The organism is Blautia caecimuris (assembly GCF_024622975.1).
Classification (GTDB): domain Bacteria; phylum Bacillota; class Clostridia; order Lachnospirales; family Lachnospiraceae; genus Blautia_A; species Blautia_A caecimuris.
In genome coordinates this window covers 1-11,910 of record NZ_JANJZT010000010.1, presented here as the reverse complement: position 1 = coordinate 11,910, position 11,910 = coordinate 1, and the positions used below count along the sequence as shown (strand labels likewise).

General features: G+C 46.0%; 10 protein-coding genes and 2 tRNA genes. 3 read left to right on the top strand and 9 right to left on the bottom strand.

Going from position 1 to position 11,910, the window contains the following annotated elements; all coding sequences use genetic code 11:
- Positions 1 to 12 precede the first annotated feature (12 nt).
- The 9 genes from infB to NSA57_RS07970 all read right to left on the bottom strand — a co-directional run bounded on the left by infB (position 13) and on the right by NSA57_RS07970 (position 10,230).
- The gene (gene infB / locus NSA57_RS08010; protein ID WP_257464515.1) at positions 13 to 2,880 is read right to left on the bottom strand and encodes a translation initiation factor IF-2; all 2,868 of its coding nucleotides are present in this window, start codon (positions 2,878 to 2,880) and stop codon (positions 13 to 15) included.
- 13 nt (positions 2,881 to 2,893) lie between these two features.
- A complete protein-coding gene (locus NSA57_RS08005; RefSeq protein WP_147599117.1) occupies positions 2,894 to 3,211 on the bottom strand; it encodes a L7Ae/L30e/S12e/Gadd45 family ribosomal protein in 318 nt (105 codons plus the stop codon).
- A complete protein-coding gene (rnpM, locus tag NSA57_RS08000) occupies positions 3,195 to 3,476 on the bottom strand; it encodes an RNase P modulator RnpM (RefSeq protein ID WP_138269889.1) in 282 nt (93 codons plus the stop codon). The genes NSA57_RS08005 and rnpM overlap by 17 nt, the downstream gene beginning before the upstream one ends.
- Entirely contained in the window at positions 3,460 to 4,695 is a 1,236-nt protein-coding gene (gene nusA, locus NSA57_RS07995) for a transcription termination factor NusA (RefSeq protein ID WP_147599115.1), read from the bottom strand. Before nusA ends, rnpM begins: the two co-directional genes overlap by 17 nt.
- 31 nt (positions 4,696 to 4,726) lie before the next feature.
- Positions 4,727 to 5,191: a ribosome maturation factor RimP gene (locus tag NSA57_RS07990; protein WP_022067139.1), complete on the bottom strand. Its 465-nt coding sequence runs from the start codon at positions 5,189 to 5,191 to the stop codon at positions 4,727 to 4,729.
- A 165-nt stretch (positions 5,192 to 5,356) separates the two neighbouring features.
- Positions 5,357 to 7,603: a DNA gyrase/topoisomerase IV subunit A gene (locus NSA57_RS07985; RefSeq protein ID WP_257464514.1), complete on the bottom strand. Its 2,247-nt coding sequence runs from the start codon at positions 7,601 to 7,603 to the stop codon at positions 5,357 to 5,359.
- A gap of 368 nt (positions 7,604 to 7,971) precedes the next feature.
- Positions 7,972 to 9,897 carry a DNA gyrase/topoisomerase IV subunit B gene (locus tag NSA57_RS07980; RefSeq protein ID WP_147599285.1) on the bottom strand — a complete coding sequence of 642 codons (1,926 nt, stop codon included), beginning with the start codon at positions 9,895 to 9,897 and terminating at the stop codon, positions 7,972 to 7,974.
- A 156-nt stretch (positions 9,898 to 10,053) separates the two neighbouring features.
- Positions 10,054 to 10,125, bottom strand: a tRNA-Glu gene (locus NSA57_RS07975).
- A 33-nt stretch (positions 10,126 to 10,158) separates the two neighbouring features.
- Positions 10,159 to 10,230: transfer RNA gene (locus tag NSA57_RS07970), tRNA-Glu, on the bottom strand.
- A gap of 218 nt (positions 10,231 to 10,448) precedes the next feature.
- Between NSA57_RS07970 and NSA57_RS07965 the strand changes: the two genes are divergently transcribed.
- From NSA57_RS07965 to NSA57_RS07955, 3 genes are all read left to right on the top strand, one after another.
- Positions 10,449 to 10,646, top strand: coding sequence for a helix-turn-helix transcriptional regulator (locus tag NSA57_RS07965; RefSeq protein ID WP_173752257.1), 198 nt, complete (start codon positions 10,449 to 10,451; stop codon positions 10,644 to 10,646).
- Positions 10,647 to 10,736: 90 nt separating this feature from the next.
- Positions 10,737 to 11,186: a DUF6773 family protein gene (locus tag NSA57_RS07960; protein ID WP_257464513.1), complete on the top strand. Its 450-nt coding sequence runs from the start codon at positions 10,737 to 10,739 to the stop codon at positions 11,184 to 11,186.
- A gap of 5 nt (positions 11,187 to 11,191) precedes the next feature.
- Positions 11,192 to 11,521 (top strand): hypothetical protein, encoded by a 330-nt coding sequence (locus NSA57_RS07955; RefSeq protein WP_022068665.1) that lies wholly within the window; start codon positions 11,192 to 11,194, stop codon positions 11,519 to 11,521.
- Positions 11,522 to 11,910: the final 389 nt, after the last annotated feature.

Here is an 11,910-nt window from a genome sequence, read left to right as displayed (position 1 = left end):
TTATGCTCACTCCTATCTTGGTACCTCTACCATGATATAGGCCTCTACGCGGTCTTCTTCTTTAATATCATTAAAGCCGTCAAATACAAGACCACACTCGTAGCCTGCCTTTACTTCTTTTACATCATCTTTAAATCTCTTCAGAGATGCAAGCTCGCCCTCAAAGATCTGCTCGCCTTCTCTTGTGATACGAACCTTGCAGTTTCTCTGGAAAATACCGTCAAGCACATAGCTTCCCGCAATAGTTCCCACTCCGGAAGCCTTGAACAGCTGACGAACCTCCGCATGGCCGATCACCTTTTCCTCGAATACCGGATCCAGCATACCCTTCATGGCAGCTTCCACATCTTCGATCGCCTGGTAGATGACTCTGTACAGACGAAGATCTACGCCTTCCTGATCTGCAAGCTGTTTTGCCATAGCATCCGGACGTACGTTAAATCCGATGATGATGGCATTGGAAGTAGCTGCAAGAGAAACGTCAGATTCGTTTACTGCGCCGACGCCTCCGTGGATCACACGGACAACAACCTCTTCGTTGGACAGCTTGGTAAGACTCTGTTTCACAGCCTCCACAGATCCCTGTACGTCAGCCTTGACAATAAGCGGAAGCTCTTTGAGATCGCTTGCCTGAATCTGATCAAAGAGATTATCCAGAGAAAGCTTGCCTTTTGTTTCTTCAAGAAGACGGTTCTTGTTCTCAGATACAAAGGCTCCTGCAAAGTTTTTGGCCTCCTTGTCACTTGGGAAGGACATCAGGATCTCTCCTGCATTTGGAACGTCTCCCAGACCCAGGATCTCAACCGGAGTGGAAGGACCTGCCTCTTTTACTCTGCGTCCCTTATCATCCATCATTGCACGTACCTTACCGCTGCATGCGCCTGCCGCAATAAAGTCGCCTACATGAAGGGTTCCCTTCTGTACCAGAATTGTTGCAACCGGGCCCTTGCCCTTGTCAAGCTGAGCCTCGATCACAAGACCTCTTGCCGCACGGTTGGGGTTTGCTTTCAGCTCGCATACTTCCGCAGAAAGAAGGATCATTTCCAGAAGAGTATCAATACCCTCTCCTGTGTGTGCGGAAACCGGAACAAAGATGGTGCTTCCGCCCCAGTCCTCAGGAATCAGCTCATACTCGGAAAGCTCCTGTTTTACTCTTTCTACGTTAGCGCTTGGCTTGTCGATTTTGTTAATGGCAACAATGATCTCTACGCCTGCCGCTTTTGCATGGCTGATGGCCTCTACTGTCTGAGGCATTACACCGTCGTCTGCCGCTACAACAAGAACTGCGATATCTGTTGCATTGGCGCCACGCATACGCATTGCTGTAAACGCCTCATGTCCCGGTGTATCCAGGAAAGTGATCTTCTGACCGCTGTTTTCTACCACGTAAGCACCAATGTGCTGTGTGATTCCGCCGGCCTCTCCTCTTGTTACATTTGTGTTACGGATAGCGTCAAGAAGAGAAGTTTTACCATGGTCAACGTGACCCATAACGCAGACTACCGGAGGTCTGGAAACCATATCAGCCTCATCCTCTTCCTCTTCTTTCAGAAGCTCTCCGATCACGTCTACCTTTTCTTCAGGCTCTGCGATAATGTCATAGCCCAGAGCAATTTCCTGTGCCTTTTCAAAGTCGATCTCATGGTTTACTGTTACCATGGTTCCTTCCATAAAGAGCTTTTTCACAATTACAGACGGCTGCATTTTCATAGCCTCTGCAAGCTCGCGGATGGTCATTTTCTCCGGAAGAGTAATCTCCTTGATCTCCGGCTTCTTCTCTTCCTGCTTCGGCTGCGGAGCCGGCTTCTGAAGAGCTTTCGGAAGTCTGGACATGTTTCTTCTTCCACCCTGATTCGGTCTGTGTCCGCCGCCCTGGGATTTATCAAAATCTTTCTTTTTGTTTTTGTTCTCTCTGTCGCGCTCTCTCTTACTGTCCTTGGAAGTCTTTGTCAGCTCCGGAGTAAATACTGCATCACCGTCGTTTCTTCTTCCTCCCGGACGCTGACCGGAACGGTTTCCACCTCCGAAACGGTTGTTTCCATCAGGTCTTCCCTGACCGCCGCCCTGAGGACGTCCCTGACCTCTGTTGTCAGAAGGTCTTCCGCCCTGACCGCCTCTTACCGGACGATTTCCGCCCTCTCCGTTTCTTACCGGTCTTCCGTCGTTATTTCTTGCAGGTCTTCCCTGACCGCCGCCCTGAGGACGTCCCTGGCCTCTGTTGTCAGAAGGTCTTCTGTCTCCACCGCGGAAATCACGGCTTCTGTCACGTCCGTCACGATTGTTGTCACGGCTTCCTTCTCTGCGCTCTCTTGGCTGACGGTTCTGGTTTCTTCCTGCTCCTGCCCGCTCCTGGGAAGGTCTGTTCTTTCCCTGATTCTGCGCTGCTGTTTCCTGGCTCTTTGTTTCCGGCGCCTTTGTCTGCTCCGCCGGTTTTGCTGCCGGAGCCTCCGGCTGACGTTTTACTGCTTCAGCAGGTTTCTTTGGCGCTGCCTCTGTATTTCTCGGCGCTTTTGCCGCCTGCGGGCCTCTTGCGCCCGGTTTCTTATCCTGTGCCTGACGTTTCGGTCTGTTTTTGCCTCCGTCGCTGGCATTCTGTGCGTGATACACGCGAATAATATTTTTTTTCTTTTTGGGAGCCTCCGCTTTTTCTGCTTCCGGCTTCGCTGTTACCATCTTTTCTTCTGTTCTGGAATTATCCACCTTGGTAATCTGCTCCTTTCCCCTGTGTAAAAATTTCTGGTTAATATATGCAACAGATGCTTCGTCAAGACTGCTCATATGGCTTTTGACTTCCACACCTTTTTCTTTTAAAGCTTCTATGACTTCTCTGTTCTGTCTGCCGATTCTGGCAGCCAGCTCATGCACTCTGATTTTTGCCATGCGATTTCCTCCTTCAGGTCTGTGATTTCTCAAGTTCCTTCATGATTGCTTTCGCAAAATTTTCATCCTGAACCGCAAGGCTGGCGCGGAATTCCCTTCCGCAGTATTTTCCCAGTTCCTCTTTATCTCCAAAAACATAAACCGGTACTTCGTAAAAATCGCACATGTCCCGGAATTTCTTCCGTGTATTTTCTGACGCGTCTTCGGCCACCAGAACAAGAAAGCTTTTTCCTGTTTTGACGGACTTTTCTGTGGAAAATTCTCCACTGACGGTTTTTCCCGCCCTTGTGGCAAGTCCTACCAATGATAAAACTTTACTGCTGTTTTTCAAGCTTTTCAAACTCCTTTTTCAGGTCTTCATAGACCTCCTGCGGAATCTCTGTTTTCAGTGAACGTTCGATCCCGTGATTCTTTACTGCCTTATTCAGGCATTCCATGGAAATGCACAGGTAAGCACCCCTTCCGTTTTTTCTTCCGGTAGTGTCCAGAAGAATCTCATTTTCCGGTGTCTTCAAAACCCGCATCATTTCTTTTTTGTTTTTCATTTCCCTGCACCCGGTACACTGGCGCATGGGGATTTTAGTTTTCGCCTTCATACTCTTCTTCACCGGATTCTGCGGAAACCTCTGCCTGTTCATCGGCTTCTGTATTTTCCGCCTCTTCAGAAGCTTCTTCTGTTACCTCAGCTTCCTGCTCAGAAACTGTCTCCTGACCATTTTCCTCTTCTCCGTAGTATTCGTCATCCTCATACTCGTCGTCATAGTCATACAGTTCGCCGGATTCTCTTGCCTGAGTCTCACTCTTGATATCAATCTTAAATCCGGTAAGACGGGCTGCTAGACGGGCATTCTGACCTTCCTTGCCGATGGCAAGAGAAAGCTGATAATCCGGAACAACTACAAGAGCTGTTTTTTCATCCGGATCTGCCATAACTGCAATAACCTTTGCAGGACTTAAGGCGTTCTCGATCAGGATCGCCGGGTTCTCGTCCCAGTTGATGATATCGATCTTTTCGCCTCGAAGTTCCTCAACAATGGCGTTGACTCTGGCTCCGTTCATACCTACGCAGGCTCCTACCGGATCTACGTCCGGATCGTTGCTCCATACGGCGATCTTTGTACGGGAGCCGGCTTCTCTGGCAATACTCTTGATCTCTACAGTTCCGTCTCTTACTTCTGCCACCTCTGATTCAAACAGACGCTTTACAAGTCCCGGATGTGTTCTGGAAACAAGAATACGCGGTCCCTTGGGAGTATCCTTAACCTCAAGGATATAAACCTTGATTCTCTCAGTAGGATGGAACTCTTCTCCCTTAACCTGCTCGTTCTCGCTTAACATACCGTCTGCCTTGCCCAGGTTCACACTGACATTTCTGCCCATGATACGCTGTACAATACCTGTGACAACTTCTTTTTCCTGTCCGTAATACTGATCGTAAAGAACCTTGCGCTCTTCCTCACGGATCTTCTGAAGGATCACATTTTTTGCATTCTGTGTTGCGATACGTCCGAATTCCTTGGACTGGATCTGCACTCTTACTGTGTCTCCCTCCTCGGCATTTGCATTGATCTTCTGTGCATCAATAAGAGAGATTTCCAATGCCGGGTCCTCTACAAAATCAGTTACAATACGCTCCGCATAAACGCTGAAATCACATGTTTCCGGATCAATGGTCACATGCACGTTGTCTGCCTTGCCAAAATGGTTCTTGCAAGCCTGGATCAGTGACTGCTCAATAGCCCCAAGCAGAGTATCCTTACTGATATTTTTTTCTTTTTCCAGGATATCCAGTGCTTCCATTAACTCTCTGTTCATTTTTCTTCTTTCCTCCTGTTTTTCTACACTGTTAAAATTCGATTTTCAAACGGATCAGGGCAATTTCCTTTTTATCAAATGTGCGTAAAGCACCGTCCTCCTCAATCGTCACACTGTTATCATCATATGCAGTCAGAATTCCGCTGAATTCCTTTTGTTTTTCTATGGGACGGTAGGTACGGAGTTCTACAGCCTTTCCCATGCTTCTGACAAAATCCTTTTCTTTTTTCAGAGGTCTGTCAAGACCGGGAGAACTGATCTCCATGATATAGCTGTCCTCAATAAAATCATTCTCATCAAGTCTGTCGCTGAACTTCCGGCTGACTGCCTCACAGTCATTTACCGTAATGCCGCCCGGCTTGTCAATGTAGCCTCTCAGGTACCAGTTTCCTGCTTCCTTCACATACTCCACATCCACAAGCTCGAATCCTGCTTCCTCCACAATGGGAGCAAGAAGGGCTTCTGCCTTCTGTTCGTATTCTTCTCTTCTGCTCATGTTTTCCACCTGCCTTTCGCACATACGGATGCCGGATCACACACTGTTATTTCCCGGTGGGTAATCACTTTCGCAAAAAGAGTGGACCGAAGTCCACTCTTATGCTATCCGTTATCATGTTACAATTATCATAGCACCTTCCATAAGGAAAAGCAAGGATTAATTTCAGACTCTCGGTCTGACCCCTTTTGTATCACGCTTTGCAAGGCGCACTTTGTTCAATACATAAGGCCTGTCACGGAAAGTGATCGTATACTCCTGATGACCTCCCAGAAGGTAGGCATGCTCCAGATGATCTCCCTCTGCCAGCCTCATTCCTCTGACTCCGATAGAGGTCTTTTTCATAGTGGAAACCTCCTGCTTTAAGAATCTCAGGAAGCTTCCTCCCGCGCTCTGGAGAACCACCTGTTCCATTTCTCCGGCGCTTCCCACAAAGATCAGTTCGTCCCCGGGAGCAAGCTTTGTAGAAGCAATGGTCCGCTTGGCAACATCAAACTCTCTGCCCTCCACCAGCTTGCACATAGAAGTTTTTGTCACAAAAAGAAGGGTGTCATTTTTAATCTGACTGACAGAGGCCACATAGAGAATCTGCTCTGCTGCGCTGTCATAATTACTCAGATTATCTGCAGGTGTTCCTTTGTCCCGGAATCTTACAAGAGGAATGTCCACAGCCTTAATGGTATGAAGCTTACCGCTGTCAGTAAAAAGACAGATTTTATCCGTATTCATACAGGTAAACACATAACGGTTTTCACTGCAGGCAGCTTCCTTGTTTCTTTCATAGGCATTTTTGTCGATCAGCTTCATATAACCAAAACGGTCCATCAGGAAGCAGACCTCAGTTTCCTCCATTTTCTTTTCCTCGTAAACAGCTTCCTCTGCGTTTTCAACGGAGGTGCGTCTTTTTGTGCTGTACTCCTTCTTAATGGCATCCAGCTCTTTTATGATCACTTCTGCCATGGAATCATAATGATCAAGAATATCCTTATAAAGAGCAATATTGTTCATAGTCTGCTCATACTCTGCCTGAAGAGCCTCAATCTCCAGACCGATCAGCTTATAAAGGCGCATGTCCAGAATGGCTGTGGCCTGCTTTTCTGTAAACTGAAGTTTCTTCGCTGCTTTTTCACTTGTCTTTGTCTTAAAGCGGATGCCCTCCGTATTCCCCTCCACAAGACATTTCTTTACCTGCTCCCGGTTTTTGCTGCCGCGGAGGATCTCAATGATCAGGTCGATCACATCACAGGCTTTGATCAGACCTTCCTGAACCTCCTGTTTTTCCAGCTCCCGGCCCAGAAGGGTTTTATACTTTCTTGTAGTTACCTCAAAAAGAAAATCCACATGATGCTCGATCACCTGCTTCAGACTGAGAGTTTCCGGTCTTCCGTCTGCAACTGCCAGTATATTGACGCCAAAGGTATCCTCCAGTCTGGTTTTTTTATAAAGCATATTGGTAAGATTTTCTACGTCTGTGTCTTTTTTCAGCTCCAGGACGATTCGGATTCCCTCTTTTGATGACTGGTTGGAAATATCCACAATGTCCGTGGTCTTTTTTGTTTCCACAAGAGAAGCCACGTCATTGAGAAACTTGCCGATGTTTGCCCCAAGCATGGTATAGGGAATCTCTGTGATCACAAGCTGTTTTTTGCCGCCTTTCAGCTTCTTCGTTGTGACCCTGCCCCTGATCCTCAGCTTTCCGGTTCCTGTCTCATAAATTTTGCACAGATCGTCCTTGTTGACCACAATTCCTCCTGTAGGAAAATCCGGTCCTTTAATATAACGCATCAGACCTCTGACACTGATCTGATTGTCTTTCATATATGCCTTGACTGCATCGATCACCTCTCCCAGGTTATGAGGCGGAATACTGGTTGCCATACCTACTGCAATTCCTTCCGCGCCATTTACAAGAAGATTTGGAATTTTGACCGGAAGAACAGAAGGTTCCTTTTCTGTCTCATCAAAGTTCGGTACAAAATCCACTACATTTTTGTCCAGATCCTCCAGAAACACCTCCTGGGTCAGCTTCTCCAGCCGGGCTTCTGTATATCGCATGGCCGCAGCGCCGTCTCCCTCTATAGAACCAAAATTTCCATGGCCGTCCACAAGAGTCTTTCCTTTTTTAAACTCCTGGGCCATCACAACAAGCGCCTCATAAATAGAACTGTCGCCGTGAGGGTGGTATTTACCCATGGTATCGCCTACGATACGGGCGCATTTTCGATAAGGCCTGTCGTAGCGGATTCCCAGCTCATACATGTCATACAGCGTTCTTCTCTGCACCGGCTTCAGCCCGTCTCTCACATCAGGAAGAGCACGGGAAATAATGACGCTCATGGCATAGTCAATATATGATTTCTGCATAATCTCCGAATAATCTGTCCGGACAATATTTTCCTGTTTTGTTTCCATCTGTTATTCCTTTCAATCGTTCCATTGGCGCAGTTCTGATACTGCTGTTTCTGTCGGGAGAGACTTCCTGCATTCATTCCCGATTCTGTTTTTATATCCTTAAAATGAAAAAACTGTTTTTGTTCTCGATTCTGTTTCTGTATTTTAAAGCGAATCTCTGATTCTGCTCCTGACGCTGATCCCATATTACTGAAACAAAGCTCTGTATCTGTTCCTGACATTGTTTCTATATTCCTGAAACGAATCTCTGCTTCTGTTTCTGATGCTATTTCTATATCTCTAAAACAGATATTCGTATCTGTTCCCGGTTCTGTTTCCATATTCCCGAAATAAGTCTTGGTATCTGCTTCTGAAACTGTTCCGATATTTTACACATCCAGCTCCGCGTCAGCCGCATGTTCATAAATAAAAGCCTTGCGGGGCGGAACATCGCTTCCCATAAGGATTTCCGTAATACTGGAGGCAAGGCGGGCATCCTCGATCTCCACCCGCTTCATTCTTCTTGTCTCAGGATTCAGGGTTGTTTCCCAGAGCTGATCCGCATCCATCTCTCCAAGACCTTTGTACCTCTGAAGGGTAAAACTTCCCGGTTTGTGAGTTTTACGGTATTTTTCCAGGGCTTTATCATCATAAAGGTACTCCTCCGGGCCTTTTTTCGGCATAGCCTTGTAAAGAGGCGGCATGGCAATGTATACATGTCCCTCATAAATAAGCTCCGGCATAAAGCGATAAAAAAGAGTCAGAAGCAGCGTGGAGATATGTGCGCCGTCCACATCCGCATCTGCCATGATCACAATCTTGTCATAGCGTAATTTACTGATATCAAAGTCATTTCCGTAGCCCTCAGAAAATCCGCAGCCAAAGGCATTGATCATGGTTTTTATCTCCGCGTTTGCAAGTACTTTATCAATGGTGGCTTTTTCTACATTCAGGATTTTTCCTCTGATGGGAAGAATGGCCTGATAATTCCGGTTGCGGGCTGTCTTTGCAGATCCACCTGCAGAATCTCCCTCCACAATAAAAATCTCGCACTGAGATGGATCCTTTTTCTCACAGTTGGCAAGCTTTCCATTGGAATCAAAGGAATATTTCTGCTTTGTAAGAAGATTGGTCTTTGCCCGCTCCTCAGTTTTACGGATCTTTGCAGCCTTTTCCGCACAGGAAAGAACCGCCTTGAGAGTTTCTAGATTACGGTCAAAAAACAAAACCAGCTGTTCTCCCAGAACCTTGCCAGTAGCCTTTGCCGCATCCTGATTATCCAGCTTAGTTTTTGTCTGCCCCTCGAATCTTGGAGCCGGATGTTTGATGGACACCACTGCAGTCATTCCATTTCGGATATCCGCTCCGGTAAAGTTTGCATCCTTGTCCTTTAACACGCCAATCTCGCGGGCATAGGTATTCATCACAGTGGTAAAGGTTGTTTTAAAGCCTGTCAGATGAGTTCCGCCCTCTGCATTGTAAATATTGTTGCAAAAGCCCAGAACATTTTCCCGAAATTCATTGGTGTACTGGAAAGCTGCTTCCACCTGAATACCGTCCGCCTCTCCTTTCAGAAGAACCGGTTCATGTAACACTTCCGATTTATGGTTCAGGTCACGAAGATATCCCACAATTCCTTCCGGTTCATGGTACTCCTCAGCCTCGGTCTCATCCCCTCTTCTGTCCTCAAAGAGAATAGTCAGCTCAGGATTCAGATATGCAGTCTCATGAAGGCGGCTTTTTACCTCAGTGGCAGAAAATCTTGTTTTTTCAAAAATCTCCGGATCCGGCAGAAAATTCACGCAGGTTCCGGTCTCCCTTGTCCGTCCAAGCTTTGGCAAAAGTCCGTCTTCCAGTTCTATAGCAGGAATTCCTCTTTCATAACGGTCATGGTGCACATATCCGTCTCTGCTGATCTTAATATCAAGATAGGTAGACAGGGCATTGACTACCGAAGAACCTACACCGTGAAGGCCGCCGCTTGTCTTATAGGCAGAATTATCGAACTTGCCGCCTGCATGAAGAGTAGTAAATACCAGACGCTCTGCAGAAACGCCCTTTTCATGCATATCCACAGGGATTCCTCTTCCGTTATCAGCAACTGTACAGGAACCATCCTTTTCCAGAACCACATGGATGTTGGTACAGTAGCCTGCAAGATGCTCGTCCACCGCATTGTCTACGATCTCATAAATAAGGTGGTTCAATCCCTTTCTTGAAACACTTCCTATATACATACCGGGACGTTTCCGCACTGCCTCCAGTCCTTCCAGAACAGAAATACTGCCTGCATCATACGTTTCCTTCTTTGCCATGACTGTCTTAATTCCTTTCTTCTCTCTTTCAAACATTCGTTCTGTATCATAACCCATTCCTGTATTTTTTGCAACTGTTTTTCTAATAATGGTTAGTTATCCGCATGTTTTTACACAAAACAAAAAGTGCAATCAAATCGCTTGATTGCACTTTAACAGCCAGTACGGGAATCGAACCCGTGTTTCCGCCGTGAGAGGGCGGCGTCTTAACCCCTTGACCAACTGGCCTTATTCTGTTGTTTTATCGGTTTTTATTAAGAGCAGCCAGTACGGGAATCGAACCCGTGTTTCCGCCGTGAGAGGGCGGCGTCTTAACCCCTTGACCAACTGGCCTTATCTCTGCTGTGTTTAACGCTCCTGCGTCAACCGACTTGCTTAGTATATATCAGGTTTCGATAAAATGCAAGCTTTTTTTGAAAAAATTTCAAAAAAATATTTAAAAGCAACATATATTATTCATAAGTCATATATAATTATGATATGTAAAATATAATTGACATTTCATGAATACAGGATTATACTAAAGGCAACAAACAACACAGGAGGAACAGATGAAAAATCTGAAACTGAAGTTCGCACGAATGGAAAAAGGACTCTCTCAGATCGAACTGGCAGAAAAAGTCGGAGTTACCAGACAGACCATCGGAATGATGGAGGCCGGGGATTACAATCCTTCTCTGAAGTTATGCACAGCCATCTGCCGGGAGCTGGGAAAAACCCTTAACGATCTGTTCTGGGAGGCTGTATGAAGCATGAAGCCAGTATCAGCTGTTACCGGATACCGAAAGGAAACAGCCTGATCACAAAAATTTTCCTTTCCGCATTTCAGGAGGTGAATCATGAAACAGAAATTAGACGAGCGTCAAATGCAGGAAGCTGCAAAAATTGCATCTATCAGTTTTTATGTCATGTATGGAGTCTGCGCACTTGCGATCATCCTGCAGCTTATTGTCACAGGCCGCCTGGAAAATGTGATCGGTGAAACAGCAGTAATAGCCGCAGGCGGAATTGTATACCTTTCCGACTCCGTAAAAAAAGGACTCAGCCGGGAAAAATCTCCGTCTCCCCTGCGCAGCCTTTTTGAAAGCACAGTCTTTTCCGCCCTGTTTACAGTATTCTATGTATTTGCTATCCGAAGAAAAGCCGGACCAGAGGCAGAAATCAGTACTGCTGTCCTTCTCTTTTTTACAGGGATCACGGTTCTCTGCTTCTTCACACTGAGACTTATGAATTTCATGACAGAGAGGAAACACAGACAACAGGAACAAAAATATTTAGATGAGGAGTGAGCTTTATGGAAGAAAAACTGATCTGTATTACCACAGTAAAAAGCCGTATTGAGGCGGAGCAAATGCTTTCTTTTCTGAAAGAAAACGGTATTTATGCAGCTATTCAGGGAGGAGTTCAGGAGCTTTATACCGGCGACTCTGTTTCCGGCGACAAAATCATGGTCTCTGCCGCCCATAAGGAAAAGGCCCAAAAGCTTCTGGAAAATTTCTCTCCTGTTGAAACCAGGGCTTCTGATCCCGGAAGGCAGACAACAAAAACCCAAAAAGCCGTAAACTGGATACTCTTGGGAATCATAGCCGCAATATTGGTCTTTGCAGTAATCCTCCTGCTGTAAACACAGCATTTTTATACGATATTTTGTAAAGAAAGATGTCTAAAGTTCAAAATCAATACTCAAAAGTCACATAAGAAATAAAAAAGACAGATCTTACAACATCCTGCCTTTTCCATCTGGTTTAAACCGGTGGAATTTTGCGGCAGTCATAAGGTATCTGTCTTTTTTATATCTGCACTCATTAATATGTTCAAACACCAGAGCCAGAGATATCCCTTGATCTCTTCTTATTTCAGAGGTTCTCTCTCTTACTTTTTATAATATGCTAATTATTAAAGCTTCCCACTCCTCAAACCCGCGTTACAAACTGGAATTGAACAAAATCGCTACGCGATGGCCTGCCAAGGCTGTGGCATAGCGATTTTCTGTTTTCTATAACAAAACAGTGG

What these genes read in the sequence shown, in the direction of transcription:
- infB (WP_257464515.1), bottom strand. Translation starts at nt 2,880, where the DNA reads ATGGCAAAAATCAGAGTGCATGAGCTGGCTGCCAGAATCGGCAGACAG.
- rnpM (WP_138269889.1), bottom strand. Translation starts at nt 3,476, where the DNA reads ATGAAGGCGAAAACTAAAATCCCCATGCGCCAGTGTACCGGGTGCAGG.
- nusA (WP_147599115.1), bottom strand. Translation starts at nt 4,695, where the DNA reads ATGAACAGAGAGTTAATGGAAGCACTGGATATCCTGGAAAAAGAAAAA.
- NSA57_RS07990 (WP_022067139.1), bottom strand. Translation starts at nt 5,191, where the DNA reads ATGAGCAGAAGAGAAGAATACGAACAGAAGGCAGAAGCCCTTCTTGCT.
- NSA57_RS07985 (WP_257464514.1), bottom strand. Translation starts at nt 7,603, where the DNA reads ATGGAAACAAAACAGGAAAATATTGTCCGGACAGATTATTCGGAGATT.
- NSA57_RS07980 (WP_147599285.1), bottom strand. Translation starts at nt 9,897, where the DNA reads ATGGCAAAGAAGGAAACGTATGATGCAGGCAGTATTTCTGTTCTGGAA.
- NSA57_RS07965 (WP_173752257.1), top strand. Translation starts at nt 10,449, where the DNA reads ATGAAAAATCTGAAACTGAAGTTCGCACGAATGGAAAAAGGACTCTCT.
- NSA57_RS07960 (WP_257464513.1), top strand. Translation starts at nt 10,737, where the DNA reads ATGAAACAGAAATTAGACGAGCGTCAAATGCAGGAAGCTGCAAAAATT.
- NSA57_RS07955 (WP_022068665.1), top strand. Translation starts at nt 11,192, where the DNA reads ATGGAAGAAAAACTGATCTGTATTACCACAGTAAAAAGCCGTATTGAG.